The following is a 19105-nucleotide window of genomic DNA, read 5'->3' as shown; positions in this document are numbered from 1 at the left end:
CGGCGCTCATCACGCCTGTGGCCCCAGCTCGGCCCGCAACTGAGCCACCGTAGGCGAAATCAAAGGCACAAATAGCGCCTCGCGATAACGACGCAGCAAATGCGGATGTTGCCCCTCCAGATATGCGGCCCCGCCAGTCACCGAACTTTCCAGTGCCACGGCTTGAGCCGCCAATGCACTTAATTCGATCCGCAGACGGAATAGATCCGGGGGCGGCACCGTGCCAGGCTGACAGGCGGCACCGATCAGGGTCCGGGTCAATTGCTCCACCCGGGCCAGCAACTGGCGGGCCGGCTGCTCCTGCACCCATTGACGGCGCGGTGCCTGCAAGACCAGATGCAAGGAACGACGCGCCAAGCCAATGGTCATGCCGCACTGCAAGGCCAGAAAGCGCGGCCGCACCGCCGCGACAAACTGCGCGGCGTCAGCATGCAGCAAGCGCTCCTGACCGACGCGAACATCCGCAAACGTCAACGCCGCCGTACTGCTGGAGCGTAAACCCACCAGAGCCAGATCCTCCGAGCGCGCCAGCCCGGCATCGCCATGCTCGAACGCCCAGACACCCACTTGCCCGTCCGGCATGCCGGCGACTACCGCTACCACGAAGCTGTCACGTCGCAAATTGGTCACCCAGGGCAGGCGTCCTTGGATCTGCCATTGATCGCCTACAGGCTGGGCCTGCAACTGCAAACCTTCGATTCCGCCCAGGAACTTGATGGCATTGGACAAACCTGTGGCACCGGCCACCCGGCCATCGAGCAGGCCAGGCAAATAGCGTTCCCGCAACGCGGGGTCCTGCACATGGCGCAAATACTCAATAAAGGTACGCTGTCCCCACAGCACAAAAGCAGCCGTCAACGAGTGCTCGGCAACAGCCACAACCGATCGCACGGCATCGCCGAAGTCCGACCCATCTTCCTTCAGGCCCAGGCGCAGCACGCCTTCTGCGGCCAGACGCGGCAAGACGTCTTGGGCCAAGGCTGCGGTGGTATCCAACGCCAGGGCGTTCTCCTGCAACCACAGAGCCAGACCGTCCGACAGGCGCAGCGCCGCTGCATCGCCCTGCTCCCCGGACACCATTGTCAAGACGCTTCCCATGCGTACGCCTCCAGCTGCGTGTTCAACGGCGTGCGGGCCAGGTTATTGGCAAAATTGCAAATGGTGGCAAGACCCACGCCCGCAATCACCTCCAGCGCTTGTTGGTCGTCATAACCGGCCGCGCGGAAATCCTGCAGCGTCTGGTCGGCAACCTGACCGCGTGCATCGATAACGGCCTTGGTAAACAAGGCCAGCGCCTGCAGGCGCTCGTCCTGGATCTGCTCAAACCCACGTGCACGCAACGCCGCCAAAATGGCGGGGTCCAGCTTGGCCTTATTGGTAGCGATGGCCGTATGCCCAGCCACGCAAAACCGACAACCATGCGTCGTACCGGCCACCAGTTGCACCACTTCGCGTTCGATCAAGGACAAACTAGCTTGGGCATTCAAGGCCGACATATCCTGGTACGCCTGCAAAGCCACGGGTGAACTGGCCAGAACAGCCAGCAAATTAGACAGAAAACCGCTGCCGCGCACCGCTTTTTCCAATGCTGGCTTGACGGCTTCGGGAGCGGAATCCAAAGTATGTAAAGTAAGGCGAGACATGGTAGCGTTGGTCCTTGACGTTCTTGTTAGCAGGACTTCATTGTCGATCCTGTTGCGCTGCGCTTCCATATGCCAGCCTGGCTGTATTCATATCGAAAGTATCCACGGAAAGAAATAAACATATTCCATGAGCCCACATGCCCCGCACGTCCACAAGCCGCTGCCCGCGCGTTCTGAGGATGTGCAACACCCCGTTGATGACCTGCTGTTGTCGGGACTGGAAATCAGCGCCAGCCTGTTTCATCTGGGCCAGTACTGCGACTACTGGGAAAGCAGCCTGAGCGGACAACGACGGGCCGGATTCCATCTTGTGCTGCACGGGCCGTGCTGGCTGCACATACAGGACAAACCGTCCGTGCAGTTACATCCGGGCGATGCGGTATTCTTCCTGCGCGACATTGCGCACCGGCTTAGTGCATTCCAAGCGTGCCCGGCATTCGATGCGCCTGTGCAACGCCAAGCCATGCAAGTGCTTGCACCCAGCGCCGCCAACAGCACCGGGCTACTGTGCGGCTTTCTGGATCTGGGTTCGGGCCTGGGCGAACTGTTGCTGGCCAACCTGCCCGATATGCTGCTGCTTCGCAACGACGCAGACAACAAACAGACCAATCGTCCCTTGTACGAACTGATTCTGGCCGAAGTGCATACCCAGTCGCGGCCTAATCCGCGTCTGCTGGAAAAACTGGTGGAAATGCTGTTGTTCTATACGCTGCGCAGCTACGCACGTCAGGCTCCAGGACACGACACGCTGCCACACGGTTTGATCAATCTGGCCCGAGAACCTGCCTTCGGCAAACTGCTGGAGCAACTGGTGCAAGCACCTGCCCGGGATTGGACGGTAGACGATATGGCCGCCCTTCTGAACATGTCACGTGCAGCCTTTCATCGGCGCTTCACGCTGCTGTGTGGTCTGGCCCCCGCCCAGGTGCTGCTGCAATTGCGCATGCAACTGGCCCGACGCTACCTGGCGCAAGGACTGTCTATGGAACAAGTGGCCGAGCAGATAGGCTATGGTTCGGCGGCTGCATTCAGCACGGCGTTTCGCCGCAGTACCGGAGTCAGCCCGGCACAATGGCGCAAACAGGAAGGACGTTGAATCGCGTCGTGCACCGCAAGCATGCCTGCATGTATGTATCCGGCTCCCAATGACTTTGCCAAAAAAATGGTTCGTCAAAGAATCCCAAGCGCCAATTTACTCAGTCGATGACAAACAGCTTGTTTGAAGACGCCATGCAAGGCGCGGGACGGCGGGCGAGTCAGGGCCTTCACCGCAGGCGGAATGCTGGGACGGGAGGCAAGGAGCGTGCTGTTCGAGCAGGACGCGTGTGATTCGTCCAGTGGACGAATCACACTGCGAGTTCACGCTCCGCCCGCCCCGGCATCCCGACCAGGGAACCCGCGAGCAGCGCGGGCGAAGGACACAGCCGGTCCGCTAGGGTCGGCCTGGCGAGAACCCGAGGTTCTCTGCGCTTGGCCTAGACGGCCCAAGCAATACGAAGGAATCTCCGGTATTTAGCAAAGACGCAAAAAAAACCCCGGCCTGTAAACAGGTCGGGGTTTTTTATACTGCGTAGCGCCGGGCCGAAGCCGAACGCCATAGCAAGCGTTTAGATCACGCGGGCTGCTTCGATCAGACGCACAACAGTCCAGGACTTGCTGCGGCTGATAGGACGGCCTTCGGAGATCTCAACGGTATCGCCTTCGTTGTACTGATTGTTCTCATCGTGCGCCTTGTACTTATTGGAGCGGATGATGATCTTGCCGTACAGAGGGTGCTTGACGCGGCGTTCAACCAGAACGACGACAGTCTTGTCCATCTTGTTGCTGACAACTTGACCAATCAGGGTGCGTTGGCGTTTTGCTGGAGTTTGAGTTTCGCTCATCTTACTTTCCTGCGGTCTCAGCCATGACGGTACGAACGCGAGCGATATCGCGACGTACTTTGCCCAGTTGGCTGGTGTTGGAAAGCTGTTGCGTAGCACGCTGCATGCGCAGGTTAAATTGTGCTTTCAACAGGCTCTCGAGCTCTTTCTGCAGCTCGGCGGCATCTTTGGTGCGGAGTTCGCTGGCTTTCATGACGTCTCCTTAAGCACCAATATGACGCGTTACGAACGTCGTCGAAATTGGCAGCTTGGCGGCGGCCAGACGGAATGCTTCGCGTGCCAGCTCTTCGCTGACACCTTCCATTTCGTACAGGACCTTACCTGGTTGAATCTCAGCGACCCAGAACTCTGGATTACCTTTACCGTTACCCATACGGACTTCAGCAGGTTTCTGCGAAATCGGCTTGTCGGGGAAGATACGAATCCAGATACGGCCACCACGTTTGATGTGACGGTTGATCGCACGACGCGCAGCTTCGATCTGGCGAGCGGTCAGACGACCACGATCCGTGGCTTTCAGGCCAAATTCGCCGAACGAAACTTGAGCACCGCGAGTAGCCAGGCCGGTGTTACGGCCTTTGTGCTCTTTGCGATACTTTCTGCGAGAAGGTTGCAGCATGTTTTATTCTCCTTCGGACGCAGCAGGAGCAGCGTCTTTACGAGGACCGCGACCACGGCCTGGGCGACGACCTTCAGGACGATCGCCACGTGGACGACGTGGACGGCGCTCTTCAGGGGCTACGGTGTCAACAGGCATTTCGCCGTTAGGCAACATGTCGCCCTTGTAGACCCAGACCTTGATACCGATGATCCCGTACGTCGTGTGTGCTTCGGACGTACCGTAATCGATGTTGGCGCGCAGGGTGTGCAGAGGCACACGGCCTTCGCGGTACCATTCGGTACGAGCGATTTCGATGCCGTTCAGACGACCCGAGCTCATGATCTTGATGCCCTGGGCACCCAGACGCATGGCGTTCTGCATGGAACGCTTCATGGCGCGACGGAACATGATGCGCTTTTCCAGTTGCTGAGCAATGGAGTCGGCGATCAGTTGAGCGTCGGTTTCAGGCTTGCGGATTTCTTCGATATTGACGTGCACAGGCACGCCCAGCAGACGCTGCAGGTCGGCCTTCAGGCTTTCGATGTCTTCGCCGCGCTTGCCGATCACCACACCGGGACGAGCCGAGTAAATGGTGATGCGTGCATTTTTGGCGGGACGCTCGATGACCACACGGCCAACGGACGCGCTTTTCAGCTTGCGTTTCAGGTATTCACGCACACGGATGTCGTCAGCCAACATCGTACCGAACTCGGCACCGTCGGCGTACCAACGGGAACTCCAGTTACGGTTGACAGCCAGGCGGAACCCAATTGGGTGGATTTTCTGTCCCATTGTGACTCCTTAAGCGCCGACTTTGACCACAATGTGGCAAGTCTGCTTCTCAATACGGTTACCGCGGCCTTTGGCTCGTGCAGAAAAACGCTTCAACGACTGGGCCTTGTCCACGTAAATGGTCGTGACTTTCAGTTCGTCGATGTCGGCGCCGTCATTGTGCTCAGCATTGGCAATGGCCGATTCCAGAGCTTTCTTGATGATGCCAGCGGCTTTCTTGGGAGTGAAAGTCAGCGTATTCAGGGCGTGAGCAACGGACTTGCCGCGGATCAGGTCCGCGACCAGACGTGCTTTCTGAGCCGAAATACGGACTCCACGAATAGTTGCTGTAGTTTGCATCACTTATCTCCGGGCCTTTTTGTCCGCAGCGTGACCCTTGAACGTACGGGTCAAGGCGAACTCACCGAGCTTGTGGCCAACCATGTTCTCGTTGATGTAAACGGGAATATGTTGACGGCCATTGTGAACGGCAATCGTCAGCCCAATGAACTCGGGCAGAATGGTAGAACGGCGCGACCAAGTTTTGATCGGCTTCTTATCGTTACCCGTGACGGCTGCATCCACCTTTTTGATCAGGTGAGCGTCGACAAATGGGCCTTTTTTGATCGAACGTGACATAGTGTTCGCCCCTTACTTGCGCTTACGGCGCGAGACAATCATATTGTCTGTGCGCTTGTTACGACGGGTGCGGTAGCCCTTGGCAGGCGTACCCCATGGGCTGACTGGCTCACGGCCTTCACCCGTACGACCTTCACCACCACCGTGTGGGTGATCGACTGGGTTCATCGCCACACCGCGAACGGTTGGACGAACACCACGCCAGCGCACAGCACCAGCTTTACCGATCTGACGCAGGCTGTGATCCTGGTTGCCCACTTCGCCGATCGTGGCGCGGCAGTCGATGTGAATGCGACGGACTTCGCCCGAACGCAGACGCACTTGAGCGTACGTGCCTTCGCGAGCCAGCAACACAGCCGAACCACCAGCCGAACGTGCGATCTGAGCGCCCTTGCCAGGCAGCATCTCGATGCAGTGAATAGTCTGACCCACAGGAATGTTGCGGATAGGCAGCGTGTTGCCGGCGCGGATAGGAGCTTCCGCGCCAGAGAACACCGTTGCACCCACTTCCAGACCACGAGGGGCGATGATGTAACGACGCTCGCCGTCGGCGTAGCACAACAAAGCGATGTGCGCGCTGCGGTTGGGGTCGTATTCCAGACGTTCTACTTTCGCAGGAATACCGTCCTTGTTGCGACGGAAGTCGACAATACGGTAATGCTGCTTGTGACCACCCCCACGGTGACGAACCGTGATGTGACCGTTGTTGTTACGGCCGGCGGTACGGGATTTCTTTTCCAGCAGAGCCGCGTGAGGAGCGCCTTTATGCAGTTCGCTGTGAACCACTTTGATCATGCCACGGCGACCAGGCGACGTAGGCTTGACTTTTACGAGTGCCATATTAGTTCACCTCTGAAAAGTCGAGTTCCTGGCCGGGCTTGAGCGAGACATATGCCTTGCGCACATTGCGGCGGCGACCCATGAAACGGCCAAAACGCTTTTCCTTGCCGTACTGATTCAGCACCTGCACCGATTCCACTTCCACCTTGAACAGCAGTTCGACGGCGGCTTTGATTTCGGGCTTGGTGGCGTCAGCGGCAACGCGGAAAGCGATTTGCTGATTTTTCTCGGCTACGAACGTGGCCTTTTCGGTCACGATGGGAGCCAGAATGACTTGCAACAGACGTTCGGCGTTCATCCCAACATCTCCTCGAGCTGAGCGACAGCTGCCTTGGTGATCAGCACTTTCTTGTAGTGGATCAAGGACAGCGGGTCGGCGTAGCGTGGTTCAATCACGGCAACGTGAGGCAGGTTACGCGTAGCCAGGTACACGTTTTCGTCCAACACGTCGGTGATGATCAGCACGGATTCCAGGCCCAGGTCTTTCAGCTTGTTAGCTGCCAGACGGGTCTTGGGAGCTTCCAGTGCGAAGGAATCAACGACCAGCAGACGCTCGTCACGGACCAACTGAGACAGAATCGCGCTGATACCGGCGCGGTACATCTTCTTGTTGACCTTGTGCGAGTAGTTCTCTTCACCGGTGTTGGGGAATGCACGACCGCCTCCACGCCACACGGGCGAGGACGTCATACCAGCACGAGCGCGGCCGGTGCCTTTCTGGCGCCATGGCTTCTTGGTGCTGTGGTTGACTTCGGCGCGGGTCTTTTGCTTGCTGTTGCCGCTGCGAGCATTGGCTTGGTAAGCAACAACGATCTGGTGAACCAGGGCTTCGTTGAATTCGCGGCCAAAAACGGTGTCTTTGGCTTCCACGGTGGAAGCGGCTTGACCTTGTTCGTTCAGGAGCTTCAGTTCCATGGATTAGGCTCCTTTCACAGCGGGACGCACAACGATATTGGCGTTCTTGTGGCCGGGGACAGCGCCCTTGACCAGCAACAAGCCACGTTCGGCGTCGACGCGGATCACGTCAAGATTTTGAACCGTACGGGTAACGTCACCCATGTGACCCGACATTTTCTTACCTTTGAAGACTCGGCCTGGGTCCTGGGCTTGACCAATGGAACCGGGCACGCGGTGAGAACGCGAGTTACCGTGGCTGTTGCGCTGAGCACCGAAGTGGTGGCGCTTGATGGTACCGGCAAAGCCTTTACCGATCGTGGTGCCTGTGACGTCAACCTTCTGACCCGCTTCGAAAATGCTTTCCACGGCCACGACGGAACCGGCCGTCAGGTCGGCGATAGCGGCGGGATCGAGACGGAATTCTTTCAGGATGCTGCCGGCTTCAACGCCGGCTTTTGCGTAATGCCCTGCCTGGGGCTTGGCAACGCGCGATGCACGACGGGTGCCGTAGGCAACCTGTACAGCGGCGTAACCGTCAACTGCGGGCGTCTTGACCTGGGTGATGCGGTTGTTGGACACGTCCAGTACGGTCACAGGGATGGACTCGCCTTCCTCTGTGAACACACGGGTCATGCCGACTTTACGCCCAACAAGGCCCAGCCGCCACGCGGCAGGCGTAGGTGTCGAGTTCGACATCGTTTTCTCCATTCCCGACTACGATTGGTCGGGGCTAACTGAGAGTGCACGCAAAAAAATCTTTGCGCTAGCGTTTTTAACCAAAACTTTTTGGCTAAGCTGGACAATATACCACGCGCGTGTAAAGTGGAGCAATTACCCAAGCAAAATATTTCCTCAAACTGCTTGATACACAACAGTTTTTTAAAACCCCGGCACAGGCCGGCCAGGCGTCAGTATCTGCAGCACGGCAAAGTCAGGACTTAGCCCCCCCCGGCTTATGTACAAACCGCGCGACATAGTCATTGGCAGGCTCGGTACGGATCTGCTGGGGCGTACCGCTCTGCTCGACCCGCCCCTCGCGCAGCACGACGATATGCTGACCAAGGCGCAAAGCCTCATCGATATCGTGCGTAATGAAGATAATGGTCTTTTGCAGGCTCTGCTGAAGCCGCAACAACTCATCCTGCATCTCGTAGCGAATCAGCGGGTCCAAGGCTGAAAACGCCTCGTCCATCAACAAAATGTCGGCATCCACGGCCAAGGCGCGTGCCAGCCCCACACGCTGCTGCATACCCCCCGACAGTTCATCGGGGTAGTTACGCGCGTAGTCCTGCAAGCCGACTCGCTCCAGCCAATGCATGGCTTGCGAACGCGCCTGACGACGACCGTCGCCGCGCACTTCCAGCCCAAACGCAACATTATCCAGCACCATCAGGTGCGGCAACAGACCAAAAGCCTGAAACACCATGCTGATGCCGTGACGTCGCAACTGCCGCAGCCGCCCCATATCCAGCGCCAGGATATCCTGCCCATCTACCAGTATCTGACCGGCCGTCGGATCGATCAGCCGGTTGATGTGACGCACCAAAGTGGATTTCCCGGACCCCGACAAACCCATCACGCAAGAAATCTGCCGCGCCGGAAAACAGGCATTGACGCCAGCCAAGCCCACAATACAGCCAGTCTGTTGCTGCACGCTCAACTTATCCTGGCCCTGCCTTAACAAGCCTACCGCCTGTTGCGCACGCGCGCCAAACACCTTGTAGACATCGCGCAGCTCGACTTTGCAATCCTGATCCACGTGCGTGTTGTTACTCATAGCTGCTTCCTGTCCTTGCTGCGGCGACGCTGCGATCGCCCATACGACTGGGAAATCCTGTCCATCACAATCGCCAGAATCACAATGGCAATGCCGGCCTGCAAGCCCCGACCTATGTCCAAGGTCTGAATGCCGGCCAGCACATCTTCGCCCAGTCCCTGTGCACCGATCATGGAAGCCACCACCACCATGGACAAGGCCATCATCGTGGTCTGATTGATACCGGCCATGATGCTGGGACGAGCCAACGGCAGTGTTACCTTGGTCAACATCTGCCAGCGGGTAACGCCATACGCCTGTGCTGCTTCCATGACATTAGGGTCTACCTGACGCAACCCAAGACTGGTCAAGCGGATCAAAGGAGGAAGCGCATAAACCACCGTCGCCAGCACCGCCGGCACTTTGCCCAGGCCAAACAGCATCAACACCGGAATCAGATAGACAAAACTGGGCATAGTCTGCATGACATCGAGCACAGGCGTCAGGACACGCCGCAACACGCGACTGCGCGCCGCCAACACACCCACCGGAATGCCGATCAACACAGAAAAGAACGTCGCGACCAGAACCAAGGCAAAGGTCTGCATCAGCTTGTCCCACAGCCCCATAGCACCGATCAGGTACAGGCCCGCCACGTAGAGCAAAGGTGGCAGATAGCGACGCTGGCTCCATGCGGCCAGCGCCCCGGTCAGGGCCAGCACCACCCAAGCCGGCACGGATTGCAGAACGCGCTCCACAGGCAAAATGACGCCCTGCAAAATCCAGGCACTCACACTGCGAAACCCCGTGCCCCATTCGCGCACAGCCGACAGCAGTTGGCGGTTGATCCAATCTGCCGCCGACCAGCTAGGAAAAAAGCCGCCCTGCGCATCCTGCCCGGCATCGACCCTGTCCGCCGCGAGTGCCGCTTGCAAACGATCGGCCTGAGCCACGGGCATCCAGGTGCGCCACTGCTCGGGATTTTCTTTCAGGAAACGCTGCACCTGTGTAGCGGCATTCTGGCCGCCCTCGGTCATGCCCAGGATAATGGCATTCATCTGCTCGGGACGCAGTTGGATCTTCTCGAACACATCCACCAGCTCAGGATGCGCTTGCACAAACGGCGTAGAGGCCGCCACCGCTATCCTGGCCACAATAAAATCCGTCGGGCATGTATGCCCTTTACCCGACACCGCGGCGTCCCAGCATGCCTTATCAAAAGGGGCGCTGGTCAGTTTGCGGAACGAATACTTGGCCATCAGGCCGGCCGGCTGCCAGTAATAAAACAAAATCGGCTGCCGTCGATCATACGCGGCACTAATAGCCGCATCGAGCGCCGCTCCTGTGCCGGGCCGGAAATTCTGATAAGCCTTATCCAAACCGTACAGCTCGAACAAACGGCTATTAAAGGTCTCGCACACCCAACCGGACGGGCAGTTGTAAAAACGACCACGCCCCGGTTGCTCCGGGTCACTGAAGACCTGTGCGTACTGCCCCAAATCCTGAATGCGTCGCAACTCGGGAGCCACGGCCTTCACGTTTCGCTGTGGATCACCGTCCACCACATAATCCGGCACATACCAACCTTGCTCTGCTCCGCCGGCCAAAGTATTGCCTATGATCTGTACCTGCCCGGCCGCAATGGCTTTTTCTATGATCTCGGTACGACCTGACCATATCTCGCCAATCAGCTGGATATCGTTTTGTGCCAGAGCCGTCTCCAACGCAGCCGAAGAACCGGGCACACGCTCAGTGCGGCAATCGTAGGCCTTTTCCAGAATTTCCTGATACAACTGTGTGCTGAAGGCCGCGCTTTCCCAGCTTAAATCAGCCAGCCGCACAGGCGCGCTAACCGTACAGGCATGGGCGCGCACTGCGGGCCACACCAGGCAGATCACCAACAACAGCCAGCTCCACGCCGCAAGCGACGCCATCCCCCTTCTGTCCATGCTCGTCCTCCTTGCCCTAACAGCAAGATACTCGGTCGTGGATTGTCGTGATTCAGGGTACTGCAATCGGCAGCGCACCGTCCACCCGGCCTGTCCGGGAAAGGGGTTCGGCAGAAAGGCTTGCAAGTTGAAGTAGAGGCGGCACAACTGGAACGATGACCGCGCCCGCTGGCATTGCCCAGAGCCATGCCAGCGGTGGCCTCACGCCGCTTGAGCGCAGGCTCGACGGCTTAGCGCGACATCAAAGACTATCGACCTCATGCTCCAGAAGGTCTTTATAGCTTTCGCGACGACGTACGACGCTCGCGCGCGCTCCTTCTACGAGAATTTCCGCCGGCCTCGGGCGCGAGTTGTACTGGCTGGCTTGACTCATCCCGTACGCCCCTGCGCAGAAAACCGCCATGACATCGCCTTGCGCCAAAGGCGGCAGGTGCCGCTGCAATGCGAAGAAGTCGCCGGTTTCACAAATCGGGCCGACAACGTCCATTTCTTCAGTTCCAGCGGTTGCTGTCGAATAGACACCCCATGAGCCTGAATAGTCCTCGTAGCGCACCGGCCATATCGGGTGATGGGCACCATAGAGCGTCGGACGAATCAGCGAGTTCATGCCCGTGTCGAGGATCACAATCTTCCTGTCCCAGCCCTGCTTGACGTATTCGACTGAACCGAGAAGCAGGCCGGCATTAGCAGAAATAACTCGGCCTGGCTCGATCGCGAACTTAACACCCTGATCGTACAAAGCATGTAGCTTTTCACAAATACGCGCGCCGATTTCGCCAATCGATGGCACGTCAGTGCCGTTCGGGTCTCGGTAGGAGACGGGATATCCTCCCCCGATGTTTACCATCGTAATGTCATGGCCGCTCTCTCGCAGTTGCGCTATCACCTCGATGACCTTATCCAATGCGGCGGTGTAGGTCTGTGGCGAAGGGATTGGTGAACCAAGATGAATGTGCAGACCGGTAATCTCGAGCGCAGAACGGTCTGTACTAAGGTACAACTCTTGAGCTTGCTGAAGAGGAATACCGAACTTGGTGTGACGCCCGCCAGTTGCCGTTTTTGCGTGTGTGCCTGGGTCGGAGACGTCGATGTTGACGCGCAAGGCTACGCGCGCTTTCTTGCCGGCGGCGGCAGCGACGGCCTGAAGCCTATCGAGCTCCTGTGTGGACTCTACATTAAACATGAAGATGCCTGCAGCCAGCGCCTGTTTCATCTCTTCGCGAGACTTCCCTACACCAGCAAACACGATGCGGTCAGGAGAGACACCGGCAGCCAGAGCACGTTGCAATTCACCTGCGCTCACGATGTCCATACCTGCACCTTCGTTGGCAAGCACTTTGAGCACGCCGACGTTCCCGCAACTCTTTACCGAATAACAGATCAGAGGGTCGATAGGTGCAAATGCGGCGCGAATTGCGCGGTAGTTTTGCAGCAGCTGAGTGGCGGAATAAACATACAACGGACTCCCATACTCGGCGATCAAGTCCGTAACAGGGATCGCTTCAGCGTGAAGCACGCCATTAAGGTAATGAAACTGCGATGTGGTCATGGATTGGCTTGAAAAAATTTTGGTTTAGGCTAGGCCTCACACGCTGTTTGACGTAGCGATGAATAGGAATAGAAACCTGAGCATGTTTTACAAATCCCTGTCGACCGCAACTACCATGCCGCCCACCCAGCAGGTCGGGACCGGAAGACTCGTAAAGCCCCCGACCCTCCGTAGCATTCGTTCGGTTTTGCAACTTTCGCCAGACACAGCACAGCTTACTCCGGAGCTGCGCCACACCTGGAGTTTTTTCTGTGACTCAAAAAAGGACTTGCAAGGCACCCAAAAAATAAACGAAGCAAACAATTTACCACTAAATTTAATGGGCTCTTTGAACCGATCGGATTGTAAAATCACGCATTAATTTTAAGCCTAAAAAACACTTAAAATTAAACGATAAATTAATTATATATTACCGTGCACAAAATTTAATTTTAAAAACTGAAACAAATAAGATTATAAAAATCAACTTGCTCAAGATCCAAAAAATACACTAAAACCCATTCAATAAATTAGCCACAAAACGATTACATATTAAATTAACAAACCAAAACTCCGATGCAAATTGGCTTATAAAAACACGGGCTTATGCATATCCATAATTTCCACAACAACACGGATATTTTTTTCCAGCAGCACGCTCGTTGAACTGCGATGCCCGCGCCGGTACGAAACAGCAACGATCGTGTGTACTGCGCTTGATGGCAACAAGATCCGCAACTCGTCAGCGATCTTGGCTTGTGTGTGTTGGCTCGCCTTGCGCCGGCTCGGCGTGTCTATAAGGTCTCAAGACTGATGGCCGATGCCGGGTTCGGCACACTTGCACTAATATCGCCGCTTCAACTAGCACGCAATCTGATCGGGCCAGAGATGCGGCATCTGCCCCTTTGAAAGCAAGGCGCGAAACCAAAAAAGTTCTTCGTTAAATACCGGGGATTTTTTCGTATTGGGTGGGCCGTTTAGGTTAAGCGCAGAGAACCTTGGGTTCTCGCCAGGCCGACCCTAGCAAGCCGGCGTGGCTGGGTCCTTCGCCCGCGCTGCGCGCAGGTTCCCTGGTCAGGATACAGGGGCGGGCGGAGCATGAACTCGCAGGGTGATTCGTCCACCGGACGAATCACAAGCGTCCTGCTCGAACAGCACGCCCCTTGCCTCCCGCCCCAGTATCCCGCCTGCGGCGAAGGCCCTGACTCGCCCACCGGCCCGCTAGGGTCGGCCTGGCGAGAACAGCACCGATGTGTTTGGCCCACATGGCAGGACGTCCACGTACGCCGCACAAGATTTCAGCTATACGCTCAATGGCCTGTTGGGTATGGCTATGTATAGCCGGAGCGATGTCATCGGTGTTTTGAGCCATTCACGGCGCAGTACGCTCGGACGGGGCGGATCGGATGGCTTGCCGCAGGCGGGGCGTGGGGACGGGGGGCAAGCGTCGTTCTGTTTGACGGCGGCGCTTGTTGCTTGTCCGGCGGACAAGCAACCCGCCGGAGTTAACGATGCGCCCGGCCATGCGCCCCGACCAGGGCACCGGCGCGCAGCGCCGGCAAACCATCAGCCCTGTCCGAGCGTACTGCGTCTTGAATGGCGTCTTTAAAAACCAATTTGTCATCGGCTGGGTAGATTGGCTCCTGAAATTCTTCAAAGAACCAAAAAAAAAACGCCATGCATAAAGCATGGCGTTCTTCGATGTATGACGAATTCGTCGGCAGAATTACTGCAGAGCGATTTCGACGTCTACACCTGCTGGCAAATCCAGACGCATCAGCGCATCGACGGTCTTGTCGGTAGGATCGACAATGTCCATCAGACGCTGGTGAGTGCGCATTTCGAACTGATCGCGCGACGTCTTGTTCACGTGAGGCGAACGCAGGATGTCGTAACGACGGATGCGGGTTGGCAGTGGCACGGGGCCACGAACAACAGCACCGGTGCGCTTGGCGGTTTCTACGATTTCGGCTGCCGATTGATCGATCAGCTTGTAATCATAGGCCTTCAGACGGATGCGGATTTTCTGGTTTTTCATGTGTAGTCCTAAAGAACGAAATAAGCGGGAGCATGACGCTCCCGCCCAGGCCGTGGCCTATTACTTGATGATCTTGGCAACAACGCCAGCGCCAACGGTACGGCCGCCTTCGCGGATAGCGAAGCGCAGACCTTCTTCCATGGCGATAGGAGCGATCAGCGACACTTTCATCGAGATGTTATCGCCAGGCAGAACCATTTCCTTGTCTTCTGGCAGCTCGATCGTACCGGTTACGTCCGTCGTACGGAAGTAGAACTGAGGACGGTAGCCCTTGAAGAAAGGAGTGTGACGGCCGCCTTCTTCCTTGGACAGAATGTACACTTCGGCGTCGAAGTCGGTGTGTGGCTTGATCGAACCGGGCTTGGCCAGAACCTGACCACGCTCGACGTCTTCACGCTTGGTGCCGCGCAGCAGCAGACCGACGTTATCGCCAGCTTCGCCCTGATCCAGCAGCTTGCGGAACATTTCAACGCCGGTACAAATGGTCTTGACCGTGTCTTTGATGCCCACGATTTCGATTTCTTCGCCGACCTTGATGATGCCGCGCTCGATACGACCGGTCACCACAGTACCGCGACCCGAGATCGAGAACACGTCTTCAACAGGCATCAGGAACGTGCCGTCAACAGCGCGCTCTGGCGTAGGAATGTAGGTGTCCAGCGCTTCGGCCAGCTTCAGAACAGCTTGGCTGCCCAGTGGGCCTTCGTCGCCTTCCAGTGCCAGCTTGGCCGAACCCTTGATGATCGGGGTATCGTCGCCGGGGAAGTCGTACTTGGACAGGAGCTCGCGAACTTCCATTTCCACCAGTTCGATCAGCTCTTCGTCGTCCACCATGTCGGCCTTGTTCAGGAACACGATGATGTAAGGAACGCCAACCTGACGGCTCAGCAGGATGTGCTCGCGCGTCTGGGGCATTGGGCCGTCAGCAGCGGAACATACCAGAATGGCGCCGTCCATCTGAGCAGCACCAGTAATCATGTTCTTGACGTAGTCGGCGTGGCCGGGGCAGTCAACGTGTGCGTAGTGGCGAGCAGGCGTCTCGTACTCGACGTGCGAGGTGCTGATGGTGATGCCGCGTGCTTTTTCTTCAGGGGCGTTGTCGATCTGCGAGTAATCGCGTGCTTCGCCGCCGTATGCTTTGGCCAGAACCGTGCAGATTGCAGCGGTCAGCGTGGTTTTACCGTGGTCAACGTGACCGATGGTGCCGACGTTGACGTGCGGTTTGGTCCGTTCAAACTTACCTTTTGCCATGATTTATCCCAATCTATGTTTTACAGGAAAACAAAAAAATGTTGAGCAGCCCGCTTAAAGCGGGCTGTTGTTGCTATTACTTGCCGCGAGCGCTGATGACTTCGTCGGCCACGTTCTTTGGAGCTTCAGCATATTGCTTGAATTCCATCGTGTACGTAGCGCGACCTTGCGTTTGCGAACGCAGGCTGGTCGAGTAACCGAACATCTCGGCCAGAGGAACTTCGGCCTTGATGACTTTGCCGCCACCGACCATATCGTCCATACCCTGAACCATACCGCGACGGGAAGACAAGTCACCCATCACCGTACCAGCGTATTCTTCAGGCGTTTCGACTTCAACAGCCATGGTAGGCTCAAGCAGCACTGGGGATGCTTTGCGCATACCTTCCTTGAAGGCCATGGAAGCAGCCATGCGGAACGCGTTTTCGTTCGAGTCCACATCGTGGTAGGAACCGAAGAACAGCGTTGCCTTGACGTCGACCACAGGGTAACCGGCCACGACACCCGCGTGCAGGGTTTCCTGGATGCCCTTGTCCACCGCAGGGATGTATTCGCGAGGAACCACACCGCCCTTGATGGCGTCGACGAATTCGTAACCGCCGCCGGCTTCCAGGGGCTCGAGCTTGAGCACCACGTGACCGTACTGACCACGACCGCCGGATTGCTTGACGAACTTGCCTTCGACTTCTTCGCAGGTCTTGCGGATGGTTTCGCGGTAAGCAACCTGAGGTTTGCCCACGTTGGCTTCCACGCCGAACTCACGGCGCATGCGATCGACCAGCACTTCCAGGTGCAGCTCGCCCATACCGGAGATGATGGTCTGGCCGGATTCTTCGTCGCTGCTGACACGGAAAGAAGGATCTTCCTGAGCCAGACGCGACAGAGCCACGCCCATCTTTTCCTGGTCGGACTTGGTCTTGGGTTCGACGGCCTGCGAAATCACGGGCTCGGGGAACTCCATGCGCTCCAGAACGATGTGAGCGGAAGCATCGCACAGGGTTTCGCCCGTGGTCACGTCTTTCAGGCCCACCACCGAAGCGATGTCGCCGGCGACCAGCTCTTTCAGTTCGGCACGGTTGTTGGCGTGCATCTGCAAAATACGGCCGATACGCTCTTTCTTGCCCTTGATAGGGTTATAGACGGTATCGCCCGAACGCAGAACACCCGAGTAAACGCGCACGAAAGTCAGCTGACCAACAAAAGGGTCGGTCATCAGCTTGAACGCCAGAGCCGACATAGGCTCTTCGTCGCTGGCTTTACGATGAATGACATTGCCGTCATCGTCCGAACCTTCGACCGGTGGAATGTCCACAGGCGATGGCAGGTAGTCGATGACCGCGTCCAGCATGCGCTGCACGCCCTTGTTCTTGAAGGCGGTGCCGCACAGCATGGGCTGAATTTCGCAAGCAATGGTGCGTGTACGCAGACCCAGATTGATGTCCTCTTCGGAGAGGTCACCGTTTTCCAGGTACTTGTTCATCAGCTCTTCGCTGGCTTCAGCGGCCGATTCGACCATCTTTTCGCGCCATTCTTCGGCCGAAGCTTGCAGCTCGGCAGGAATGTCGGTGTAGTCGAACTTCACGCCGTTGCTGGCTTGATCCCAGATGATGGCTTTCATCTTGATCAGGTCAACCACGCCTTGGAAATCTTCTTCAGCGCCGATCGGGATAACGACAGGCACAGGATGGGCTTTCAGACGCAGCTTGAGCTGGTCGTAGACCTTGAAGAAGTTGGCACCGGTACGGTCCATCTTGTTGATGAAGGCCAGACGAGGTACGCCGTACTTGTTGGCCTGACGCCACACGGTTTCGGACTGGGGCTGAACACCACCCACAGCGCAGTACACCATGCAGGCACCGTCCAGCACGCGCATGGAGCGCTCGACTTCGATGGTGAAGTCAACGTGGCCGGGGGTATCAATGATGTTGATACGGTGCTCGGGGTAATTGCCCGCCATACCACGCCAGAAAGCGGTCGTAGCAGCCGAGGTAATGGTGATCCCGCGCTCTTGCTCTTGCTCCATCCAGTCCATCGTGGCCGAACCCTCGTGGGTTTCGCCCAGTTTGTGATTCACACCGGTGTAGAACAGGATGCGCTCGGTAGTCGTCGTTTTCCCGGCGTCGATGTGGGCCGAGATACCGATATTGCGGTAGCGCTGGATAGGGGTTTTGCGGGCCATGATTATATGTCCTCAGATTACCAACGGAAATGGCTGAATGCCTTGTTGGCATCGGCCATCTTGTGCGTGTCTTCGCGCTTTTTCATTGCGCCGCCACGACCTTCAGCCGCATCGGTCAATTCGCCGGCCAGGCGCAGATCCATCGACTTTTCGCCACGCTTCTTGGCGGCTTCACGCATCCAGCGCATGGCCAAAGCCAAACGGCGGACGGGACGCACTTCGACAGGAACCTGGTAGTTCGCGCCACCAACACGGCGGCTTTTCACTTCAACAACTGGTTTGACATTGTTGATGGCAGCGTTAAACACTTCGAGCGGATCTTTGCCGGTCTTCTGCGCAATTTGTTCCAGCGCGCCATAAACAATACGTTCGGCAACAGCTTTCTTGCCGGACAGCATGACCACGTTCATGAATTTGGCCAGCTCGACGCTGCCGAATTTCGGGTCAGGTAGGATTTCACGTTTGGGTACTTCGCGACGGCGAGGCATTTTAATTTCCTTGTGACTATTCAGTTGAACCGCTTTTCGCGGTCTCGGTCATTCATGACAAATGACCACTTACCTACCATGGCGCAAGGCCACGGTTGCACGGGTCCGGATCAGTGATACTGATCGATGGACACATGGATTACTTGGGACGCTTGGCGCCGTACTTGGAGCGAGCTTGCTTACGGTCTTTGACGCCTTGCAGATCCAGGGCACCGCGGACGATGTGGTAACGAACACCGGGCAAGTCCTTGACACGACCACCACGGACCAGAACGACCGAGTGCTCTTGCAGGTTGTGGCCTTCGCCGCCGATGTAAGAAATGACTTCGAAGCCGTTGGTCAGACGCACTTTGGCGACTTTACGCAGAGCGGAGTTAGGCTTCTTGGGGGTCGTGGTGTAGACACGCGTGCAGACACCGCGACGCTGTGGGCAGTTCTCGAGCGCGGGGCTCTTGCTGCTTTCGCGACTGACTTCGCGCGGCTTGCGCACGAGTTGGCTAATGGTTGGCATGACCTTTACGTATCCTATAACGTATTTTACGTACTGGTTGACGTATTGTTTTTGGAAAAACGCCATTCCAATGGCAGGATAGACTTCCTGCTACCGGAGCGGCATTGCGCAATGCCGCTCCCCATAAAACA

General features: G+C 57.1%; 22 protein-coding genes. 1 reads left to right on the top strand and 21 read right to left on the bottom strand.

The features are described from left to right. Positions 1-9: 9 nt before the first annotated feature. Both AADW57_RS01475 and AADW57_RS01470 read right to left on the bottom strand, forming a co-directional pair. Positions 10-1098, bottom strand: coding sequence for an acyl-CoA dehydrogenase family protein (locus AADW57_RS01475; protein WP_341668289.1), 1089 nt, complete (start codon positions 1096-1098; stop codon positions 10-12). After that, positions 1083-1643: a carboxymuconolactone decarboxylase family protein gene (locus AADW57_RS01470; protein ID WP_341668288.1), complete on the bottom strand. Its 561-nt coding sequence runs from the start codon at positions 1641-1643 to the stop codon at positions 1083-1085. Before AADW57_RS01470 ends, AADW57_RS01475 begins: the two co-directional genes overlap by 16 nt. Positions 1644-1770: 127 nt before the next feature. Here AADW57_RS01470 and AADW57_RS01465 point away from each other — a divergent pair, with 127 nt between their 5' ends. Continuing rightward, entirely contained in the window at positions 1771-2739 is a 969-nt protein-coding gene (locus tag AADW57_RS01465; protein ID WP_341668287.1) for an AraC family transcriptional regulator, read from the top strand. 511 nt (positions 2740-3250) lie between these two features. On the opposite strand, the gene rpsQ is transcribed toward AADW57_RS01465, so the two are convergent. The 19 genes from rpsQ to rpsL all read right to left on the bottom strand — a co-directional run bounded on the left by rpsQ (position 3251) and on the right by rpsL (position 18974). Beyond that, a complete protein-coding gene (gene rpsQ, locus AADW57_RS01460) occupies positions 3251-3526 on the bottom strand; it encodes a 30S ribosomal protein S17 (protein ID WP_341668286.1) in 276 nt (91 codons plus the stop codon). A gap of 1 nt (position 3527) precedes the next feature. Beyond that, positions 3528-3719 carry a 50S ribosomal protein L29 gene (gene rpmC, locus AADW57_RS01455; protein WP_003803032.1) on the bottom strand — a complete coding sequence of 64 codons (192 nt, stop codon included), beginning with the start codon at positions 3717-3719 and terminating at the stop codon, positions 3528-3530. 9 nt (positions 3720-3728) lie between these two features. After that, the gene (gene rplP / locus AADW57_RS01450; protein ID WP_341668285.1) at positions 3729-4145 is read right to left on the bottom strand and encodes a 50S ribosomal protein L16; all 417 of its coding nucleotides are present in this window, start codon (positions 4143-4145) and stop codon (positions 3729-3731) included. Positions 4146-4148: 3 nt separating this feature from the next. After that, positions 4149-4919 (bottom strand): 30S ribosomal protein S3, encoded by a 771-nt coding sequence (gene rpsC, locus AADW57_RS01445; RefSeq protein WP_341668284.1) that lies wholly within the window; start codon positions 4917-4919, stop codon positions 4149-4151. Between the two features lie 9 nt (positions 4920-4928). Then, on the bottom strand, positions 4929-5261 hold the full coding sequence (gene rplV, locus AADW57_RS01440; RefSeq protein ID WP_341668283.1) for a 50S ribosomal protein L22: 333 nt from the start codon (positions 5259-5261) through the stop codon (positions 4929-4931). Beyond that, the gene (gene rpsS / locus AADW57_RS01435) at positions 5262-5537 is read right to left on the bottom strand and encodes a 30S ribosomal protein S19 (RefSeq protein ID WP_341668282.1); all 276 of its coding nucleotides are present in this window, start codon (positions 5535-5537) and stop codon (positions 5262-5264) included. A 12-nt stretch (positions 5538-5549) separates the two neighbouring features. Then, positions 5550-6377 (bottom strand): 50S ribosomal protein L2, encoded by an 828-nt coding sequence (gene rplB, locus AADW57_RS01430; RefSeq protein WP_341668281.1) that lies wholly within the window; start codon positions 6375-6377, stop codon positions 5550-5552. A 1-nt stretch (position 6378) separates the two neighbouring features. Next, positions 6379-6675 carry a 50S ribosomal protein L23 gene (rplW, locus tag AADW57_RS01425; RefSeq protein WP_341668280.1) on the bottom strand — a complete coding sequence of 99 codons (297 nt, stop codon included), beginning with the start codon at positions 6673-6675 and terminating at the stop codon, positions 6379-6381. After that, entirely contained in the window at positions 6672-7292 is a 621-nt protein-coding gene (rplD, locus tag AADW57_RS01420; protein WP_341668279.1) for a 50S ribosomal protein L4, read from the bottom strand. Before rplD ends, rplW begins: the two co-directional genes overlap by 4 nt. A gap of 3 nt (positions 7293-7295) precedes the next feature. Continuing rightward, positions 7296-7970 (bottom strand): 50S ribosomal protein L3, encoded by a 675-nt coding sequence (gene rplC, locus AADW57_RS01415; RefSeq protein WP_341668278.1) that lies wholly within the window; start codon positions 7968-7970, stop codon positions 7296-7298. Positions 7971-8205: 235 nt separating this feature from the next. Next, positions 8206-9051, bottom strand: a complete 846-nt coding sequence (locus AADW57_RS01410) for an ATP-binding cassette domain-containing protein (protein ID WP_341668277.1) — start codon at positions 9049-9051, stop codon at positions 8206-8208. Then, a complete protein-coding gene (locus AADW57_RS16740; protein WP_445819164.1) occupies positions 9048-10964 on the bottom strand; it encodes a glycine betaine ABC transporter substrate-binding protein in 1917 nt (638 codons plus the stop codon). Before AADW57_RS16740 ends, AADW57_RS01410 begins: the two co-directional genes overlap by 4 nt. A 256-nt stretch (positions 10965-11220) precedes the next feature. Further along, positions 11221-12528, bottom strand: coding sequence for a diaminopimelate decarboxylase (lysA, locus tag AADW57_RS01395; RefSeq protein WP_341668276.1), 1308 nt, complete (start codon positions 12526-12528; stop codon positions 11221-11223). A gap of 1484 nt (positions 12529-14012) precedes the next feature. Further along, complete coding sequence (locus AADW57_RS01390; RefSeq protein WP_341668275.1) at positions 14013-14186, bottom strand: hypothetical protein; 174 nt, start codon at positions 14184-14186, stop codon at positions 14013-14015. A 47-nt stretch (positions 14187-14233) separates the two neighbouring features. Further along, the gene (rpsJ, locus tag AADW57_RS01385) at positions 14234-14545 is read right to left on the bottom strand and encodes a 30S ribosomal protein S10 (RefSeq protein ID WP_003803053.1); all 312 of its coding nucleotides are present in this window, start codon (positions 14543-14545) and stop codon (positions 14234-14236) included. Positions 14546-14605: 60 nt separating this feature from the next. Continuing rightward, positions 14606-15796, bottom strand: a complete 1191-nt coding sequence (tuf, locus tag AADW57_RS01380) for an elongation factor Tu (protein ID WP_341668274.1) — start codon at positions 15794-15796, stop codon at positions 14606-14608. 76 nt (positions 15797-15872) lie between these two features. After that, positions 15873-17975, bottom strand: coding sequence for an elongation factor G (fusA, locus tag AADW57_RS01375; RefSeq protein WP_341668273.1), 2103 nt, complete (start codon positions 17973-17975; stop codon positions 15873-15875). A gap of 17 nt (positions 17976-17992) precedes the next feature. Continuing rightward, complete coding sequence (gene rpsG, locus AADW57_RS01370; RefSeq protein ID WP_270117937.1) at positions 17993-18463, bottom strand: 30S ribosomal protein S7; 471 nt, start codon at positions 18461-18463, stop codon at positions 17993-17995. Positions 18464-18602: 139 nt separating this feature from the next. After that, positions 18603-18974: a 30S ribosomal protein S12 gene (gene rpsL, locus AADW57_RS01365; protein WP_341668272.1), complete on the bottom strand. Its 372-nt coding sequence runs from the start codon at positions 18972-18974 to the stop codon at positions 18603-18605. Positions 18975-19105: the final 131 nt, after the last annotated feature.

The organism is Alcaligenes sp. SDU_A2 (genome assembly GCF_038237375.1).
Taxonomy (GTDB): domain Bacteria; phylum Pseudomonadota; class Gammaproteobacteria; order Burkholderiales; family Burkholderiaceae_B; genus Alcaligenes.
The sequence above is the reverse complement of the archived record's forward strand: the minus strand, read 5'-3'. Positions and strand labels throughout refer to the sequence as shown.